Raw genomic sequence first — 20,635 nt, 5'->3', positions numbered from 1 at the left:
GCACATCGCAACCGTTCACGCTGCTAACCGACGCCTGACGACAGTGCCGATCTCTCTTTCGTGTGTTTGGCGTGTTTCGTGGTTCCCTCATCTGCGATGTTCTCAGCATCGTCCAACGCCTGACATCCCGGCTGCGATTGGTGCGCTCGAAGTGCACCCAACGGATTTCATCAGACCTCCGTTTCCTGGAATTCGCTCCTGACGTCACGGTTCGACAGGTACGCGGTCGACTGGGCCGAACGAAAAGAACCGATGGCTGAAATGGCGACCGCTAAGTGTTTGCCGAATCCAACGGAAGCGTTGGATCGTACTTGGTTGGTTGGGCAATGTGTCTTAGGCCCGGAGGGCCGGTAGAGTGTCTGCCGGTGGTGTCAGCCACCGGGGATGGATTCCATGCAACGCTCAAGGCCCGGCGGGCCGACACAGTGTCTGCCGGCGGGGTGAGTCGCCGGGTGGGCGCTTGTTCCCTGCATTTATGCCGGAAACTGGGTTTGTTGGATTTGATGCTCGCGGTGATGCAAGGCTTTCCGAACAACATTGGGTGATCCAATCGAAGGGATGGCAGGGCAAATACAACGTTTGCGAATGGGGGGCTGGAATTGAAAATTCACTCCTGACCGATTTTGATTGCTTAGTAGTTAGAATCGGGTAAAGAATGGATGCACGACGAGTCGCCGAGTCGTGGTTTTTGAGTTGGAAGATTACTCGCGGCGACCGCGCGTTAGCCACCGTTCTCTCATTCATTTGAATCACCGTTTTGTATGGCCGCATCTGGTTGGTACTACACCACTGACTACGACGACGACGCGAATGTGGCGTTACGCGTGTTGCGCCGTCGTGTGTTCGAGTCCGGTGACTACGGTGATCACCATTGGTCTAACTTGCGGCATTCCTTCTGGGTCATGCCATTGTTGATCAAATTGGTTGTCGGTGTTTCCTCTCTCTTTGTTGCCGCGCAGGAAGTGATCCAATGGGTTGCTCGTGGTGGTCGCGGGCCTCGTTCAATCGAAGAGGCGGTTGATCTTGCTCGTGAATCCGGAACTCACTCGATTCTCGACATTGATCGTTGCTCGCAAACACCGGATTTTGGTGTAGCGTTTCCTCTCTCGTTTGCGCGAAGGCGAGAATTATTTGGTACTGATAAACCAACACTTCAAGATTGGGAGTCGGCAGGATGGCTCGCTCCTGCTGCAAAACTGCAACGCTGGACCGCAGTGTATTTCACGATCTATGAAGATGGTAATCCGGCCCAACTCGCGTTTGTTGGCGTTTCCGGTGATTGACGACTGCGACGAACAGACAGAACAATGGGAAACACACGAAGGCCGCGAGTCAGGTCGATCGGTTTGCACTGAGTCGTTCGCGCGTCCTCGGTGATTTCCACCGATGAACTCAATCGAATGGCTCTCCGCTTCGACGGTTGACGTGCGGTGTCGATGGGGCGGGCAAACGCGTGACTCCATCCGGTCAGGCTGACGCCAGTTTCTTGAATCCTTTGCCGCAGGTGATCAGCGTTTTGGTGCAGCAGGCGTCTTGATCTCTTGTGGCCCGTTGTGTGATCCGCAGACGCATGACTCCCCCGCCACTTGCCTCGTGTGGTCCACGGTGTTTTTCTTTTATTGAGCGACGAAGCCGAGCGAACGCACGACGCGCCGATCCTGGGGAGTCGAGCGCCCGCGGATATTGGACGTGCACCAATGAGATCAAGATGCTGTTGCCAGCACGACGCCGATGAACTGCGTGCAAGAGCGTTCAGAGGCGGACGGTTTGGGAAACGAGCAGCGATCACAGCAAGCGTCGTGCCTGGGTGATGCCCGGCGGGCAGACACAGTGTCTGCCCGCCGGTGTGACGGCCTGTCAGATAGTGAGCCGACGGCGCTAGCCGCGGGCCTAGTGGTGACGACGTTGCCGTTGGAGGCCCGTAGCTAGCGCCATCGGCTCACCATTGTTTCGGTCGCGATTAAATCAACAACCCGGTGAGCCGCCGGATTAGAGGCTTCCTTTGCTGCAACAGTTCTGGAAGGGCGACAGAGTCCACGCTGCGGCCTCGACCCGCCGCGCACTGTGTCGGCCTTCCAGGCTTGCGCCGAAGGTGCATCGGAGTCTGGGCCCTGACGGGCCCGGCAGGCACTCTGTCAGCCCGCTGGGCTTGCGCATCCCCGCGGGTGGTCAATTCGCTTCGGTCGCGGACTCTTGCCAGAGTTTGCTGGAAGTCACTGCGACCCCGCCCGGCAACGCTGTGAAGCATTTGTTAGCGGTAGGGCGCGAGCCCTCCGGTGTTTGGGGAACGATGAGGGACCGGAGGGCTTGCGCCCTGCCGCTAACACCTTGTCAAACGCAGGGAAAAAATTCTTCACAGCGTTGCCCGTTGGGGTTGGCGACGAGGTGGTTCCCAGATCTTGGGGGGCGCTCACGCGACCCCAAGCTTTGATGTGGTACGCCGCTGGCGTAATGCGCCGTGGACCGACGTTGTACGCACAAGCAATGTCGCTCGTCCGGTCAACTCGAGTTCACCTGAGACGCAAACGCTGGCAACCTTCTCCAGGATCCGTTCTAATCGAGTCTCATCACCGGCCAACGTGAAGGCCGACAAAGTTCGGCGCCCGATCTATTTCCGTGTCTCCTGAACACAGATAGATCGCAATTCGCTATCCGCACTAGCATTGCTCAACTCAGAGCGACGTCACCACTCGTTTAGACAAATGCCTAAGTTCAAAGCTGCTTTCCCGTATCAGCATGACGTTCTCAAGCTGCCGGTCGCGGATATCTCCGACGCCTCAACGTGGTACTGCAAGCACTTCGGCATGGAGGAGACGCAGCGTACATTGGAGCCGATACCAAGCGTTATTCTCCAACGCGATGGAACTGAGATCGGATTCGCGGAGAACGGCGGCGATGCTTCACAGGACGGCGCTGCGATTCTTGTTTCCGATATTCTTGAGATCAAAAAGGAATTGGAATCCAGAGGTGCAAAAACCGGGGAAGTCCGTACCGACGACCGTGACGGTGAACTGTACACCGTGTTCTTTGTGGTCGCTCCCGATGGGTTGTGCTACTACTTTCATGAAGCGCAAACCAGCGGATAACCAATAAGAATTTGACATCGCGTGAATGACGAACGGTGTCTCTCACTTTGCCTGTTCGTAACTGAAGGGGAGCATTAACTCCGGCGGACGGGCCGGTATTCAAATTCTCTGTCGAAGAAGGCTGGAGTCTTCGTAAGACCGGATTGGGTTTTGCTTTGATTGGCACGGTCGTTCACTGATCGTGATCCGGTTGCATCATTCCGCTGACCAACCAGTACGTCCAGTCGCTCCGCGAAGTTCGAGAGGTCGCTGATGTTCTTCCTGGAAGGGCCTCACGCATCGTCGCAAAGATTTAAAACCGCTCCTTTGCGGCTTGGCGACTGTCTAGCGACAATTGGTTTTCCCGGTTACCGACAATTAGCTTTCCCGGGTTGAGGCGATCTCATGTTGGCTTGTTTTCGGCCAGCGACAATTAGAATTCCCGGATTTTGGGATTCGGGTCATCATCGTAACTCCTTGTTTCCACGGAGATTGCGATGGTCACGGACGGACAAGTTAAAGAACTGCGGCGGTTGCTAGCATCAGGCAAGTCGCTGGCCGCCTCGTCAAGGATGACTGAAATGGATGAGAAAACAGCAAGGCATTATCGAGACGACGACCGGCTCCCTTCGGAGTGCAAGAAGCCGCGGACGTACCGAACTCGAATCGACCCGTTCGCCGGAGTCTGGGACGAGGTGCAACGCAAACTCGAGGCCGAACCTCGACTCCAAGCGAAGACCCTTTTCCAGTGGCTGCAAGATTGCTATCCCGGCCTCTATCCGGACTCGACTCGCAGAACTTTCGAACGGCGTGTGAGGAAGTGGCGCAGCATGCATGGCCCCGGAAAACCGGTCATGTTTCCACAAGAGCATCACCCTGCTCGCCTTGCCGCGAGTGACTTCACCGTCATGAACGAACTTCATGTCACGATTGCGGGAGTGTCTTTTGAGCACATGCTGTACCACTGCGTGTTGACCTACTCCAACGTCGAGTCCGTCACGCTCTGCTTCTCCGAATCATTCGAGGCACTCAGCGAAGGCATCCAGAATGCGTTCTGGGAATTCGGTGGCGTCCCCGAGCGTCATCGCACCGACAGCCTCAGCGCCGCGGTCAACAACCATTCATCACGCAAGGAACTCACGGCGCGGTATGCGGCATTGATGGATCATTACAGAGTCGAACCGGAGCGGATCAACGTTCGTTGCGCCAACGAGAACGGTGATGTCGAATCGTCTCACGGTCATCTCAAGAACCGAATCGACCAAGCACTGCTGCTACGCGGCAGCCGCGACTTCGCCAGCCGCAAAGCCTACATGGACTTCGTGCGAGCTCTGATCACGCGAAGCAACCTCGCTCGCAAGGACCGTTTCGAAATCGAACAGTCGCATTTGAGCCGACTTCCCGATCACAGGCTCGATACCGATGACATCCAGCGGGGGCTCACCGTTGACAGTAGCAGTACGATCAAGGTGAAGAAGAATGTCTACTCCGTCCCCAGTCGTCTGATCAAGCACAAGGTCGACGTGAGGATCAGTGCCGAATGGATCGATGTAACGCACCACGGCATTGAAGTGCAGCGGATGCCTCGACTGATCGGTGTCGGCGGTTCGGCGATTAATTATCGCCACGTGATCGATTCACTGGTCCGCAAACCGGGGGCATTTGAGAACTACAAGTATCGGCAAGACATGTTCCCGACGAGTCACTTTCGGATCGCGTATGACATGTTGTGTGATGCTCACAGCGGGAAGGTTGCGGTGCGAAACTACCTGCAGCTCCTGCAAATCGCGGCTCGCGAGAGCCAAGACGCAGTGCAGGATGCGCTGCGTCACCAAATCCAATCGGGGCAATCCATTGATGTCGAGCTTATTCGGCAGATGGTGCGCGAAGCGATCGAAATCAAGCCGGCGACCGACATCGACGTCGATCCGCCCGACTTGAACGACTTTGATGTATTACTTCACACGTTCGACAAGGAGAGTCCAAACGATGAACCGCCCTACTACCACCAGCAAGCGTCAAACAAAGGCGACCCAATCCCCATCAAAGCGGACCTGCAAGACGACCCCGCCAGAGACGGCGCAAGTCGACAGCGGCCCGATGGAGGAACGCCTGACCGAGCAGTTCCGCAGCTTGCGACTGCCGATGTTTCGCGACCAGTTTCAATCGTCGGCCGACCGCGCGGCAGCGGAGGACCTGAGCCATGTCGAGTACCTGGCGGAACTGACGGACCTGGAATGCCAGGCCCGCCACGAGAGTCGGATCAAGCGTCTAATGACGAATTCCCGACTTCCGTTGGGCAAGACCTGGGAGACATTCAAGTTCGATCGTTTGCCGTTGTCGGTGACGCGGCAACTGGAAAGTCTTCGGGAAGGATCGTTCTTGGACCGTCGGGAGAACGTCCTGATTTTTGGGCGGCCCGGTGCCGGGAAAAGTCATGCGCTTTGTGCACTTGCGAATCAACTCGTGCAGCAAGGCCGAAGCATGTTGCTGACGACTTGCAGCCTGCTGGTGCAACAGTTGCTGATCGCCAAACGGGATCTTCGGTTGCAGAAGTTCATCAAGAAGCTGTCACGCTACGAAGGTCTACTGATCGACGACTTGGGTTACGTGCAACAGGATCGAGAGGAGATGGAGGTGCTGTTCACGCTGTTGGCGGAACGCTACGAACGGGGCAGCGTGTTGTTGACGAGCAACCTGGCGTTCAGCAAGTGGGACCAAATTTTCAAAGATGCGATGACGACGGCCGCGGCGATCGACCGATTGGTTCACCACAGCGTGATCATCGAGTTGAACGTGCCGAGCTATCGCGTGGAGACCGCCAGGCAAACCAAATCAGCTGGACAATCACGAAAGGGTTCGAAACAAAAATCGACTTCGTGATCGGGAATTCTAGTTGTCGCTAAAGCGGAGAACCAATTGTCGCCGAACAGCGACTAAGCCTGATTGCGGTCTCTCCTACTGCACGGTCGACTCGGCCGAAGAAGACAAACTGACGCCTGTACAATGTAACACTGAAAGCCGACGCCTGACGCGCTGACTGCTGATTGCGAAACTCGATTTCCCATGGCGAATTCGATCGAGTACATTGGCAACCAGCGATGGTGGCTCAAACTGTCGTCGTGGCCGATCCGTGTGAACCCTGTGGTGCAACGGAGTCGGAGAGTCGAGTTTGTATTTGAGGTCCGGTCCATCGCGCCGACGCGGTGACCATCGACGTTCTTCGATTGAAGATGCACGACCCATCAACCATTGTTGTTGAACGCTTCGACCGCATCGTTGCTGATATGGCGGCGAAAGGACTTGGCCGCCCTGACGGTTTGGCCGAAAATGATCGAACGATCTACTACATTGTCTCGACTCGCTGCGAAATGGACATGGGCGGTTTTAACTCCGTCTTTGACCAATTGCTTACCGAACGCGAGCTTGTGTATCTGATCAATTGCTTGCAGCGGATGCATGCGACTTCACTAGCTGATGGTTTTTCGCGTGCTCATGATGAATTGCGAGCTGTTCAGTTTTTCGACGACAACGGTGACGCCGACAAGATGGTTTCCGACTTTGACCGCGCGGATGGCACTAGTTTGCTTGACGCGATAGAATCGGAGATCAGAGAGGGGCAAGAATTATGGATACTGGACAACGCACTTGCCATCCTTCCATAACCGAGGCCTTAGAACAGCAAGACCATACAACGGAGCGGCGAAATAGGCGTTTTGTGAGTGGTTGAATTGCTCGTTGCCGCCCGCTGATGAGCGCCGTGCGCCGAATGAGATCAAGTCAGTGACTGTTAATCCGTATGAGACACCAAAAGCAATGGATTCGCCACATTCGCGAAGCATTGCTGCGCACGCGTGGGGCGTACCTGGCGCTGCCGCTGGATGGGCTGTCGGTTCATTGGCTCAGACCGGGGTCGAATCAACCGTGACGAAGCTTGCCGGTCAACCTAGCTTCCCTTTCCTCTTTGGACTTGTTTGCTTACTGTTAACGACTTGCTGGCGATTGCCCCGAAGGTTGTTCGCTGGGCCGATTGCACCTTCCCGCACCGCGAGCTTCGCAGGCGGGTTCGCAATGGTTGTGATCGCATACTTTTCACTGATGCAACTTCATCAATTGGGGCTGTATGCCAACGGACCATCAACGTGGGTCACGTCGTCGATCTATTACTGTCTGCTAACATTGTGTGTTGTCGGAGGAGTCGAATTGGAGGCGTGGATTTCTCGTCGATCGCAATCATGGTAACACTTGCGACTCAATTTCAGCCAGACTCGGTAGTGAAGGCTACGAGTTTCCCGGTGCGGTTCGACTCCGGCACGGAAATTAGTGGCAATGCGTTGGCGGACCATTGCGTGAACGGAAGCGGCGACTTCGGCGAAAACTGAAATCGACGCGTAACGTCGTCGCCCGGTTGCGGTGGACGTTGAACTTCATCGACTTGCATACCGCTTAGACCGTTGATGTGCGGTCACGTAGGTCGGCGTTGCGTGGGACGTCAGGCCGTAAGGCTGACGCCAGCTTATTGAATCTATTGGCCGCAGGTCGTCGGCGTTTTGATACGCTCGCCGTCTTGATCTCTCCTGGCCCATCGTGTGATCCGTAGGCGCATGACTCCGCCGTGACTCGCGTCGTGTGGTCTGCGGTGTTTTTCTTTGATTGAAAGACCAAACCGAGCGACCACACGACGCGGCGATCCTTGGGAGTCGAGCGGCTTTGGATATTGGAAGTGCACCCATGAGATCGAGGCGCTGTTGCCCGCACAACGCTGATGAACGGCGGCCAGTTGATTCGAGAAGTGGACGATGTGGAGAAAGTGGCAACGATTAGAGCAAGCGTAGTGCCCGGGTGATGCCCGGCGGGCAGACACAGTGTCTGCCGGCGGTGCGAGCCGCCGGATTGAAGACATTCTCTGTTGAAACAGCCCTGGACGGGCGACAGAGTCCATGCTGCGGCCTCGACCCGCCGCGTACTGTGTCGGCCTTCCAGGCCTGCGCCGAAGGTGCATCTGAGTCCGGGCCCTGACGGGCCCGGCAAGCACTCTGTCAGCCCGCTGGGCTTGCGCGACCTCGTGTGCGGTCACGTCGCTCGGTCGTTGATTCTTGCCCGGGTTTGCTGGGATTCGCTGCGACCCCGTCCGGGCAACGCTGTGAAGCATTTAGTCCCTGCGTTTGACGAGGTGTTAGCGGCAGGGCGCAAGCCCTCCGGTCCCTCATCGTTCCCGAAGCACCGGAGGGCTCGCGCCCTACCGCTAGCCGAGTGAAAAGGGGTCAGGCCTCTTTGATGCGTTTCGCTCAACAAAAGAGTCCGGCCGAGTGAAAAGGGGTCAGGCCTCTTTGATGCATTTCGCTCAACAAAAGAGGCCTGACCCCTTTGATCCGGTGGCGCTCAACAAAAGAGTCCTGACCCCTTTGATCCGGTGGGTCAAAAAATGGGTGGGTCAAGCGAAGGATACAAGCGTTCCAGTCGGTCCCGATCACTCATCAGCGTGTCGACCTCGTCCTGCCAAGATGCAACCGGCGGTGTGTACCTCGGGGCTGCACCCGCAGACTGAGTTGCCGAACGCGTCAATGCGTTGATGACCTGGAGGGCATCGAGCGAAGTCACGCGTCCATCCTGGTTGATGTCGTAGAGATCCGTCTCGGGCACGTACCCTTCCGCTTCGCCTGCGGCACGGTCGGTCCGCGATAGACGGTTGATGATCAACAATGCGTCGAGCGCCGTTGATTTACCGTTGCCGTCAACATCGAGCCACCAGATCCAAGGCTGATCACTCGATCCCTCGATGAACTCGTTGGCTCCTTTGCGATCGTGCAGCCGATCGTCGTCCCCGTCGTCGATGATGCCAGAAAGCGCACTCACGGCACCGCCTGGATCCGCGGCGTCGGCCCAAGACTGGAGTGCCGCATCCAGACGCCCGACCGTTGTCACCGCACTTTCGTCGGCACCGATTGCATCACCGATCAACAGGTCATCCCCGTAATCGCCGTAGATCTTGTCTTCGCCGTAACCGCCGATCAGCAGGTCGTTACCGCCGCGGCCCTTGATGTCGTCTTTCCCAGATCCGCCCAGTAGCGCATCTTCGGTATCGCCGCCCTGCAAGTGGTCCCGTCCATCACCACCGAAGACGATTTGACGAATCGAGATCGATGATCCCTTGTTGCCATCGATTTTTCCTTGGTAGTGATCATCGCCACCACACAAGAATGCGACGATTCGCTGAATTGACGATGCCTGGAACGTCGTTTTGACATGATTTTGACCGGCGCCCTGGTTGAATTTCACATTGAGATCGAGTTCGTCCTTTTTCTCCTTGTAGTGCAACGTGACGTGATCACGGCCGTCGGTGCCGATAATGAATAGCGTGCCATCGACCAGACCGACGCCCTGGATCACCGCAGCCGTTGTGGCGATCTCCGAGACACCACCGTCATCGTCGATCACCGTGGCGGTGATTTCGTAAATCCCGGGCCCGGGATAGTCATGCTGTGCGGCAAAGCCCCGTGTCAATTGATCAACGTCGAGCGTATCCAATTCGCTCCCATCTCCCCAGTCGATCACCGCGACGTGCGTGTCTTCGCTGCCGACATCGGAGACATCACCAGAGACCAAGACCAGGTTGTCGACGCTTTTCGTTCTAAGCGAGTTGGCGTCGCTGGTAAAGGAAGCGATTTCGGGATTCACATTGTTGACATCGACGGCCGTCGAAGCTTCATCATCTGCCGCGGAATTGGCGACGGTCACCGTGATGTCGTAGGGATCGACCGGAGTTCCGGTCGGATCATCATCGAGATAGGTATGGGGAATCTCTACTTCTCTTTCACCGCCCAACAAGAGAACTTCGCTGGACGTTTCGTCGCCCCAGAGCACTGTGACGGTATGGGTTTGCTTGGGATCGGTGTCTTCGAACAGGACAGTCAGTGTGAACGGCTGATTTTCCAGGATCGGATCGGTCGGCAGCACGAGATCAGTGATTTCAGGAATCGACAAATACTGAACGGTGGTCGTGACGGGTTCGCTGACTCCTCCGTCGTCATCGGTGACGCGAAGAGCGACGTAAAAGATCTGTCCCGGACTGGCTCCCGCAGCGACTGCATCAAAGATTGGTGTCGGTCCGGCCGCATCGTCGAACTCACCATCATTGTCAAAATCCCATTCGAACGTGAACGTGTCTTCCGGACTCTGATCCGTCGCACTTCCGAGCAACTCGATCTGTGTCTCGGGAATCAAGATCTGATACGGTCCTCCGGGGTCCGCAACCGGATCGATGTTCTCAATGAAGAAGGAGAAGGTGCCTGCTTCGGGGGCGAGTCCGTCTTCGTCTTCCAGATCCACGCTGAGGGTTGTCCTAAAGTCCGGGATGCCCGGCGGGTCATCAACGTACAGGTGTTCGACGACGCCGTTCGCGCTGGCAACTTCGGCAGCGGTGTAGGTCGTAGAGGTCCCATCGCCCCAATGGACAGTGTAGAACTCAACGGTGTCAATGACCGCCGGATCAACGATTTCTCCAAACGTGAGCGTGAACAGGTTATTTTCTTCGATCTCCGGAGGACCGGACAGTTGAATGGTCGGAGGCACATTGAGCACTGGGACGCTGAGCGTCGCCAGGAATTCCTGGTCTTCGTCATCGATCGCGAAGGCATTGATCGTGATCGCGCTCCCATCTCCGTCGGGGAATTCGAGCGTGGTGGTGACGGTCGTCGAGGGCTGATCAAGCTGGACGATTTCCACTTCCGCTCCGTCACTGCGTTCGATTCGCCAGCGAACGATCTGGGTGTTGATCCACTCGGTTCCCGGATCAAGCGTCACGACGAAGGGTGAAGCTTCAACCGCGTTGTTTGTTTCTCCAATGATCAGCGGAGTCGGGGGCGTATTGGCGATTTCGCCAAACAGCACATTGGTCGGATGTTCACCGTCTTCGTCAATCATCACGGCTCTGATTTCCAGCGGGGGCGGGAACTCGGACGTGTAGATGAACTCGACGGTGGTGAGGTTTTGCGGGGCGTCGGTATAGGATTGCGGCGGCAGCGGACCGTCGCCGTCCCAATCGATTCGCCACTCGGTGGTGGTGTCGTCGCCCGGGTCGTCATTGGTCAGAATCAACTCAAACGGTCGGCCTTCGGCACCCAGGAAGTCCAGTCCGGTGTTCGATTGAAAATCGGCCGGAACCGAGATCATCGGGTTGGCGACGTTCGCGACGCTGACCGTCAGGGTGGTCGTAGCGGGCACGATCGTCCCGTCGCTTTCAACGACGAGAGCACTGATGGTGTACATGCCGTCGTCGGCATACGTGTGCGTGACGGTTGGACCGGCTGTTGAGCCGGAGACGCTTTCGATTGTCCCGTCACCAAAATTGACCAGCCAAGAAACCGCCGTCGTCGTGCCGCCGCCCGCTTCCAGCGTGCTGGCCGTCAACGTGTACGTTCCCGTGTCGCCTTCGTCCAGGCTCTGATCCCCGGTGATCGCCCTCACGCGGGGTGGGATCGCGTTGACCTGGACCGTTGCCGTCGGTGCTGCATAAGGTCCGCCATCTTCGTCGTAAGCGGTCGCCGTGATGTCCTTGGTTCCTGCTGTCCGATAGACATGCGTGACGGTTCCGGCCCGAATGAAGTAGATGTCATCGATGGTGCCATCACTTTCCCAGTCGATCTCCCAACGCTCGATCGTATCGTTACCGGGATCGTCAGAAGCGAGGACCAAACTGATCGTGCTGAATTGTTCAACCGTGGTGGGGCTGACGGTGATTTCGGGACTCGGTACGGTATTGTTGACCGTCAGGGTGGTCACATCAACACTTCGCAACCCATCGAATTGGACCTGTACGGAGATCGGGTAACTTCCGTCATCGTCGATTCCCAGATTCTGAAGTTCATCCCAGCCGAGCGTGATCGAACCGCCAATGGCATCGCCATAAAGTCCGTCACTATCGAGGTCCCATAAGAAACTCGAATCGGGGATGGTGCGGCCGATTGAACTGGCCGTTGCGGTCAGCGTTAACTCATCACCTTCGGCGATTTCCGGATCATCACTGGTGATGTCGGCCGTCAAGTTGTCCAGCGCCAAGAGTGATTCGATCTCGACCCAGTCAATGATCTTGTCGGTCCCAATCGTGATCTGACCTGTCGGAGTAGTGAGTTCCGAGGGCGGCTCCTCGACCGTCAGGCTTCCCGATATGTAGATCAACTGATCACCGCTGGAATGCGGTCCGCCATCGACATCGACCGGAGCAGGGGACTGGATCCCCGGCAGATTCACTTCGATCGTATCTTCGCCGTTACCGAGGTCGACATCGGTTTCGCCCCCCGACACCGAACGCAAACTGACAAAGTCGTTGCCGTCACCGGTGTCGAGCGTCAAGGAACTAGGCTGGCTGGCAATCGAGATTTCATCAGCACCACCGAAGGTTCGGATCGTCAACGGGATGTTGCCGGTCCCGGAAGACCTGACGATGTCCGTGAAGTCGCCGCCGGGCGTCGAAACGTTCGAACCGACTTCCAAGGAACCGAAGTTTCCGTCAAACCCGACGCGGTAGCTGGCACCACTCGTTGCAAAGCTGGGTAGGACTTGAATTGCCGACCAGCCGCTGGGACTGGCGACATACAGCAAGTCCGCAAAGTAGTCTTGCTCGGACAAGTCAAAGGTCATTGAGGTCATGCCCTCGATTCCTTCGGCAGCATTAAAACTTCCGATGCCCTGCGTAATCCGCTGCGCAAATGCCAGCCGACCGGTCGAACGGTCCCGCGCGTAGGCGAGGATTGTTCCTTCGACGGAACCGGCAAAAACGAATCGATCGCGTCTGCTAGAGACGATATCGACGATGTCCGCAAGCGAGCCGGATCCACCCGAACCACCGGACGCAGTTTGAAGCAGTGTTAGCTGTCCATCTTTGTCAACGTTGTAGACCTTCAGTATTCCGTCGCTTGTGCCGGCATACAATTGATTGCCGATGCGTTTGACGCTGGTCGCATTGGCTAGCGATTCGAATTGGACCGAGTTGCTGACATCGCTTTGCAATCGTGTGGCGATCCCGCCGTCGGTGCCACCGAGGGCGACGAACAACAAATCGGAATCCGGATCGACGAAAAGTTCCGTCGGCTGCGAAAGGGGTGCGGATTTCGGCTCTGTCAGGAAACCTGTGTCCGGGTCTCGGGTCCAAGATCGAATCGTGTCATATGAACTGGCCCAGAGCTTTGTGCCATCGGGGCTGAGCTTCAAGGTCCTGGCGTCGTCGAAGGGAGCGAAGGCCTCGAAGGTTGTCTGAAAGTCAATGTCGCCGGTGCCCCGGTCACGCTGGAAAAGTTGGATTCCTCCGTTGGACCCGTTGGACCCGGCGGTCGCCACGTACAGGTGCTTGTCGTCGGCCAGCACCAGGTCCTCCGCGAATTCGAGTTTCTTGTCTCGCAAAAGATCGAATTCCCAATCGTCGGGAGTCAAGATGCTCCTCGGGTTAAATTCTCCTTCGGTCTTCTTCGACCGTGTAAACTCGACTAGATAGCCTCCTTCGGGACCCTCAGCAATGCCGTAGGCGCTGCCCCGCCCGGGCCGAAACTTCGTGAACACCAGCTTCTTCAGTGAGTCGGCCTCGAAGGTCGGTGGCGCACCGTCGACGATCGTCTGGATGGCTTCCAACGAGTTTGAAAAGACCGTGATCTCGTCGTTTGCCGTGGGGGCGATGAATCTGCCACTTCGTGGATCTCGGGCTAGCGAGTCGGTGCCGATGAAGTTCCAGACGGGCAAATCTGAAGTCGCGATCGGTACCGGACCGCCTATGGGGTTGCCAGCCGGGTTGACAAATTGTCCATCGGTGTCTCCGCCTGCGGCCAGTTGATAGGTCTGTATCTGCGCATCATTGTTGATGTAGATTTCCGAGCCGTCGTCGTTGAACTCCACGTCAGTGGAGTCTAGTTGTGCACTGGTTTGCTCGCTGGCGGGTAAATTGACCCCTTGGATCCGTCTCAAGTCGCCACCGCCGCCCTCTCGCTGCGTGACGGTGACGATGTCGTTTTCGACAATATAAACTTTTCGGGGTTGGTTATTGCGAACCGGCTGGATCTCGATTTTAGCGTCTGTGCCTTCAACTGGTTTGCGAAAACTCTCGAAGGGGCCCCTGACCACCGAATCGTCTCCCGAGTCGACCGAATATCGGTAGACCACCAAGTTGATACCGTTTTGGGTAAGGACAAACAGGTCGTCGCTGTCGTCTGTATCCAAAACAGAATCGACGGGTTCTCCTGACACTGGCGCTCCTACCACCCTCCCTTTGATCAACTTACCCGTAAGTTCGCTCTGGGAATTTCGTTCACGGTCGAAGCGATACACGCGTGTCGCACTACCGTTGGGGTCATCTAGTTCTTCAATGGCCAGGAAGACATAGTCGTCGGCGACTTGGATGTCTGCGATTTCGATCCGACCTTTTGGTGCCGGTTCAATGGCATCGACTGTCTCAACCAAGGTCAGCTCACCGGTCACCACGTCTCGTTCGTAAATCGCAATCTTGTTGATGCTAGACTGGCTGCCATCTGGATCGACAAAATTTCCGGTGATGAAAAGGAACCGTCCACTGGGGTCGAAGACCGCGTCCGTATTCACATTGATACTGAACGGCGTGGGCGTGGATCGCGACGGGAGCAATCGGTAACTAGAGCTGCGAACGACGTCGAAAACACTGATCCGCGAACCGTCGATAACGTACGCATGTTTGCCGGGATTGTTGGGGTTCGTCCCTTCTGAGAACAAGACATGAAACGGGCCATCGAGTTGCGGCGTGACGGGATACTCCAGGTTAATGCCCGACGATTCGGCTTCGAACACCAGAACATCGCTGCCCTGATACACCTCGACCACGTCGTTTTCGATGCGAAACGTCTTGGTCGATTCGGCCGTGTCGATCACCTCCAGCGTGTCCTGGGTTGCCGCCGCGGTGGAGCCGAGGAATTCGACTCGGCCGACCCCGGAGATGTTTTCGATCAGCGAACCGTCGAGCCCTGCCACTAAAACGTCTCGGTTCTTGACCGAGAAGTCCAGGGCATTGGTGTTGTCTCGGTTATCAACCCACAAGCGATCGGCGGTGACAAGCAGCAATCCGACCTCTCCGAATTCGTCTCGGATACCGCTGGGGGTGCTGTCGATTTCCAAGAACACCTGCTCGGCGGTGATCCTCGATCTGGCCTGAAGGCTGTCGACGATAACCGTGTCCGCGTCTCCGCCACCTCCGTTGATCCTTGTTTCTGCCGAAGGGACGACCAAACGCACTCGGTCGTCGCCATCACCCAAGGTCATCGTGATCTTCTCCAGGCTGTTACCGAACAGTGTCACGTCGGCCGCCCCGAAGCCACTGATCCGACGCGGTCGTAACAGCGCGTCGATCGGGTCGATCTGGCCGCTGCGGTTGATCACCAACTCGTCGTTGTCTGCTCCGGCGTTGAGTTCCACTTCAGCAGCATTGGAAATCAAATGGAAGGTGTCTTCTCCGGCGCCCGCTGAAATCGATGCAGGCACATTGGCACCGTTGATCGTGATTGAGTCACTTTCATTGCCTGTAGAGAAGTCCATTTCTTCGACACCAGAGTAAATGGTTGTCAGTTCATCAAACGATCCGCCGATGGACTTGGCCGAATAGCTGCCGGCGCCGAGCGTGACGTCGATACCGGTGACATTCAAGCCCGTTAATTCGACTGCTAAGTCGACCATCATTTCGTCGGTGCCACTGCCACCATCGACCAGCACATCGCCATATCCGGAGATCAATTGATCGTCGTCTTCACCGCCGAGCAGACTGTCTTCACCAGGGCCACCATCGAGCGAGTCCTCACCGGGACCGCCAATTAGGGTTTGGTTTCCGTCTCCTCCATAGATGGTGTCGTTACCGGCGCCGCCATGAAGTGTTCCACCGGTACCCGATCCCCGGATGGTGTCATCACCGTCGCCGCCTTCGACGTTGGTCGCCGTGATCGTATCGTCGGCGGCAGAACCGATGACGGTGTCGCCTTCGTTAGCATGGCTGCCACCACCGATGTATTGGAAACCGTCGCTGCTTGAATTCTCGCTCGCGTCGATCGTGTCGGCACCACTACTGGAGAAGACGAGGTTGGTTCCAGTACCGGTGAAGACCAAATCGTCACCCGAACCGGGATCGATTTCGTCGCTTCCATCACCGCCTTCGATCACATCGTTTGCGCGTCCACCGAGCAGGAGATCGCTGCCCCCTCGGCCGTCCATCTGAATCGACAATGTGCGAACGTCCGAGAGATCAAATGTATCGCCGAAGGGACCGCCTGCGATTGCGATGGTGGGATTGAGACTGCTGTCAAATGGCACCTCCGTGCGTCCGCCAAAGCCTGTCACGATGATTTTGTTATCGTCCTCGACCACTTTGATTTCGGCGGGGCCATCTTCATCACTCACATCACCGGCCCGCCGATCCCGTGCGAATGGCCCGGTGTGAATTTGAATCACACGGCCTCCGCTCCTTGACGACGCCAAGACAGGCTCGGGTGTGCTGCATGTACTGCCCAGGATGTCGCTGAGGTTCCAGTCCACGTTAACTTCGGAGATGTCTTCTCCCCCGAGATCACCCAGGCTTCCCGCAAAGCCAAAAAACTCCAGTCTGACATCAATTTTCCCGTTGAAACTGGCCGCAGCGTCGAACAGGCAGAAGACTTTGGATAGATCACCGCCGGTCAAACTTTCGATCTCGTCGAGCCGCAGCGCGCCGTCCTCGTTTGGATCGACAATATCCAGACTGACGCTCCCATCGGCCTCGGCGACGACATTGCCACTGGCGAGTTCGACATCCACACCGACCTGCCCATCGCCGCTGATCGTAACCTCAATCTCTTTGCCGTCTTGGCTGCGGATGTAGAGACCTTTGAGCAGGTCCTCCCAAATCGGTTCGTCGTCTTTTCGAATCGCATCGACAACGCGACGCAATCCCACCGAATCGTAAACGAGGGCAAGATTGGTGCTGACCTCGGCTTTAAACTTGATGTCGGCCTCCGCAACGCCCACGTCCAAGTTGATGTCCTTTTCCGCAGTGATGTCGAGCGCAGGCAGGTTCAAACTGACCAAATCGGCGTCTTCGCCACTGAGAAGTTTGACGAAGTTGGTCGGAAAGATGAAATCGGGGCGGATGCCGCCCGTGGTGTTGGTCGCTTGGTTGTAGGCGTTGATGAATTGCGTGGCTTCCACGCTGGTCGCCGAATCGATGGCCGAGGCCGCGGCGCAGGGGATCAGTGTTCGACTCTCAGCCTGCTCGTTCAGCTTGGCATACTCGAAACAGCCGAGCGCGATCGCTCGATCTTCGAAGTCTTCGAGCAGGCCTTCGACCGCGGATGAAATCTCCACCAGGGATCCCAAAGCTTGTCGAAAAGCATTCAAATCATCAAGATTCGCATCGCCGAGAAAGTCGAGAAGCGACTTAAAGTTATTGCCGGGAATGTCCTTCAAAATAGGAAGGTTCTCGTTCAAGAAACTGCCGCCGCCCAGGCCGCCGACAATCTCGGAGACGGGGCCCAATGCCGCGCCAAGGACGTTGGCAATCGGCTCGACAAACGTTTCCAGCAAGCTTCCGATGTCGATGGTGACATTCTCGAATTTCAGCGTTTCGAGTTCGTTGGTGTAGCGTTTTTCACCCGCCTCGTCGCTGGGATTTGTGGGGTTTTTAAACTTTGCTGATGCGGTTGCGTCCAACACGAAGTCGAATTCAATTTGGGGCAGCAACAACCCGCCGTCGACCAAGGGGAGACTCGGGATCGAGTCGCCGGCTTCGTCAATCAACGCGTTCAAGTCGGCGGTGGTGTGCAGTTTTAATGCCACCGAGGCTTCGGCTTCGGGTTGAAAACGATCGGTGATCTTCTTCGCGTCCTGGATGTCGCCGCGGGTCACACGATCGAGAAACGCCTGGTCATTAGGATTCTGTCGTTGGTTGAACAGCGTCCAGTTCGGGTCGTCGATGTCGACGGTAAACACCACCGAAATCTTGGACTGGTCGGTCGAGGGATAGTCGATGTCCAGTGTCGGCCCCGGGTTGTCTGCATCGCCCCGCGACGTCAGAACAAAGAATCCTTCGTCATCGATCTGAACGTCAATCGTCTCGTACGCATTGTTCTTCTGCTGTTGACTGATCGCCTGATTGATCGTGTCGCGGAAGACCGATTCCAGACTCTTGGTGTTCAGCTGGTCTCGCAGCGACTTGATGTCTCGATTCTGTTCCTCGCCGATCGAGATCAGGATCCGCTCTTCGGATTCGGCGCCCTGGCCATTGTTGAGCACCAGCGTGAATTCGGTGTCCTGCCGCAACAGCCCGCTCGCCGGGGCTGCGGCGCCGGCACGCAACCGGAACCGGCCCGGCACGACTTCGCTGCTGGCGGTCGTGAAGTCCGATTCATCAAACGGCGAGGCATCAAATCCTAACGCGGCACTCCGCCCGTCATCGAATTGGCCGAACGGACCGGGATCGAGCAGACTGCCGAGGTTGCTTTCGGCAAAGCCAAGTTCACCACCGCCAATGATCGTCATCGATGAGATTTGCGGGATTTCCGCACTGAGCACAATCGAGGGCGTGGTCGGCAGGTCCGGGTTGGCAAAACCGTTGATGCTGCCAAAATCGAGCGACACGGTGACCGGGACGAGCGCCGTTTGGCCTTCGCCCATTGTCGTCTCGACGTCGTTGAACTTGCCTTCCAGCTGCGCAATCAATTCCGCTTGCAGATCGATCAGAAAGGTACCCAGGTTCTCGAGCGCGCCAGCCAGATCATCGTCGGCCCCGGTCGGCAGCGCGAGACCTGTGATGTCGACCTCCACCGGCTCCTCTCCACCCGCGTCAATCACCAAGGTGAATTCGGCCTCCGTCTCGCTGCCGCCAAAGTCAAACCCCTGCTCGGCGGTGATGTCGACGGCAAAGGGAATCCCATCTTCAACTTTTGCCGCCAGCAAACCGATCGTCGCGTCGGCTTTCAGTCCAGCATCGGTGCTGAGCACATCAAAGCCATCGCCGTCTTTGGCGGGCGCGGACTTGATGTCGATCGAGGCGCGGAACTCTTCCACCGGCGTTCCAGTGACATCGACCGCGCCGGAGTTCACGTAGAAGTAGTCGAGGTCAAAGTTTGGATCGATTCCGTAGCGCTGACTGAGCCCAAAGCCGTATCGCAGGTTCCACTGCAAGTCGAATCGTAACCCGTCCGACGCATCGACACTCAATCCGAGTGCTTCCAGACCCGGCAACGCGGTGGCGGCACCGAGATCGAACTCAAACGGCAGATCCTGGATGGTGCGTTGGCCGAGGTGAAAGTCGAACTGGACCCAGCTGGTGCCTGGATCCGGATTCCCGTCCCCCTCGCCGGTTGGACCATCAAGATCGTCGGCGCCGTAGCTGAGCAGAATGTCGCTCGCCGAAATATCGGTACCCGCATCGGGGCTATCCATCAGGATCGGTTCGAGGATCTCGAACATCGCGTTCTGGAAGTCGGCGATCAAGTTTTCGCTGGTTGAAGTAAAGACCGTCTCGACCAACTCCGTCAAATCGGTCTGAATCGCCTCGATTTCGGTCAGCACAGGCTCGACTGCATCAGCGAGTTGGCCACCGACGATGGGGACCCCGGAAATCTCGTCAATGGCAGTTTCGATGCCGGCAACGATTTCCGCGAAGGTGTCATCAAATCCGTCCTTGACGTGCCCGATCAGACGATCTCGCTCCTCCGTGTCGAGACTCGTGAGTAGTTCCAGAAGTTCGTTGGGCTGATCATCATTGACGATCGTTCCCGTCGCCCGTGTGTCCGCGTCGCTCGCAAACGTCACCTCACCGACAACCGACTTGAATCGCACTTCCAGTCGTTCATCGCCTTCGGGGACGACATCGGGATTCACCGTGATGGTTAACGTTTCGCTGGCCGAACCGGCCGGGATCGTGATCGTCTGGAAGGCCGGAACGACGAAATCGGCATCGTTGCCTCCGGCGGCCGCCAGCCCACGTTGAGCTGCGCCTCGCTCATCGTCCGTGGGCAAATCGTCGCCGGCGGCGAAGATTTCGAAAGTCACCGTCAACTCCTCGCTGGTGTCCCCGCCTCGAGTGATCGGAAACTGTAACTCGGCCGGTGCCCCGCCCGGGTTGCCCTCCTCGACGGTCGCGTCCCCGATACTCAGCGATGCGGCAAGCAGATCGCGGCGTTCAAGCTGTTCGGCGCGGCTGCGGCGATGGCGGGTTTGCTTGCGACGACGACGGTGTGCGGTTGACTGGAAAGTAGACATGAGAGTTGGTTCGTTGATAAAAGGGCCCAGTGGTCACACCGATTCCGAAATCTTCCGGATTGTCGGTGAGTCGCATCGGGAACCGATCGACGCCGATCGTGTGAACGTCGCAGCGGTGAAGCGCGCCGGTCCCCAGTCCCTTACACGGCGAACCGCCGCCGTGATTCATCCCCCTTTTCGGGCGGGGAGCGTGTTTTTTTTTGCGAGAGGTCGGCATCGTGGCCGTCCCGCCACTGTTTCTGCCGGTGTTGTCTCGGCCTGTTGATTGAATCAGCCGTTTGGCGCGAGCCTACGGGCCCTGCGCTGGTACCGTGTCGATGAGAGACGAAATG

5 protein-coding genes and 1 pseudogene are annotated in these 20,635 nt (G+C 57.1%); 5 read left to right on the top strand and 1 reads right to left on the bottom strand.

Going from position 1 to position 20,635, the window contains the following annotated elements:
- Positions 1-761: 761 nt before the first annotated feature.
- From TBK1r_RS17030 to TBK1r_RS17010, 5 genes and pseudogenes are all read left to right on the top strand, one after another.
- Positions 762-1,283 (top strand): hypothetical protein, encoded by a 522-nt coding sequence (locus TBK1r_RS17030; RefSeq protein WP_145213015.1) that lies wholly within the window; start codon positions 762-764, stop codon positions 1,281-1,283.
- A 1,419-nt stretch (positions 1,284-2,702) separates the two neighbouring features.
- Positions 2,703-3,086: a VOC family protein gene (locus TBK1r_RS17025; protein ID WP_145213012.1), complete on the top strand. Its 384-nt coding sequence runs from the start codon at positions 2,703-2,705 to the stop codon at positions 3,084-3,086.
- Between the two features lie 476 nt (positions 3,087-3,562).
- Positions 3,563-4,657 (top strand): annotated as a pseudogene (gene istA, locus TBK1r_RS17020) (IS21 family transposase); the annotation flags it as partial.
- 397 nt (positions 4,658-5,054) lie between these two features.
- Positions 5,055-5,948, top strand: coding sequence for an IS21-like element helper ATPase IstB (gene istB, locus TBK1r_RS17015; RefSeq protein ID WP_419580138.1), 894 nt, complete (start codon positions 5,055-5,057; stop codon positions 5,946-5,948).
- A 323-nt stretch (positions 5,949-6,271) separates the two neighbouring features.
- Positions 6,272-6,730: a DMP19 family protein gene (locus TBK1r_RS17010; protein ID WP_145213009.1), complete on the top strand. Its 459-nt coding sequence runs from the start codon at positions 6,272-6,274 to the stop codon at positions 6,728-6,730.
- Positions 6,731-8,483: 1,753 nt separating this feature from the next.
- Here TBK1r_RS17010 and TBK1r_RS17005 read toward each other — a convergent pair.
- Positions 8,484-20,303 carry a PKD domain-containing protein gene (locus tag TBK1r_RS17005; RefSeq protein ID WP_145213005.1) on the bottom strand — a complete coding sequence of 3,940 codons (11,820 nt, stop codon included), beginning with the start codon at positions 20,301-20,303 and terminating at the stop codon, positions 8,484-8,486.
- Positions 20,304-20,635: the final 332 nt, after the last annotated feature.

The sequence above is a fragment of the Stieleria magnilauensis genome, assembly GCA_007753675.1.
GTDB classification, from domain to species: Bacteria; Planctomycetota; Planctomycetia; order Pirellulales; family Pirellulaceae; genus Stieleria; species Stieleria magnilauensis.
Note: the sequence above shows the minus strand (reverse complement) of the source record. Positions and strands in the feature narration are given on the sequence as shown.

Excerpts from the sequence above, each read along its gene's own strand:
- TBK1r_RS17025 (WP_145213012.1), top strand. The coding sequence starts at position 2,703 with ATGCCTAAGTTCAAAGCTGCTTTCCCGTATCAGCATGACGTTCTCAAG.
- istB (WP_419580138.1), top strand. The coding sequence starts at position 5,055 with ATGAACCGCCCTACTACCACCAGCAAGCGTCAAACAAAGGCGACCCAA.
- TBK1r_RS17005 (WP_145213005.1), bottom strand. The coding sequence starts at position 20,303 with ATGTCTACTTTCCAGTCAACCGCACACCGTCGTCGTCGCAAGCAAACC.
- TBK1r_RS17030 (WP_145213015.1), top strand. The coding sequence starts at position 762 with ATGGCCGCATCTGGTTGGTACTACACCACTGACTACGACGACGACGCG.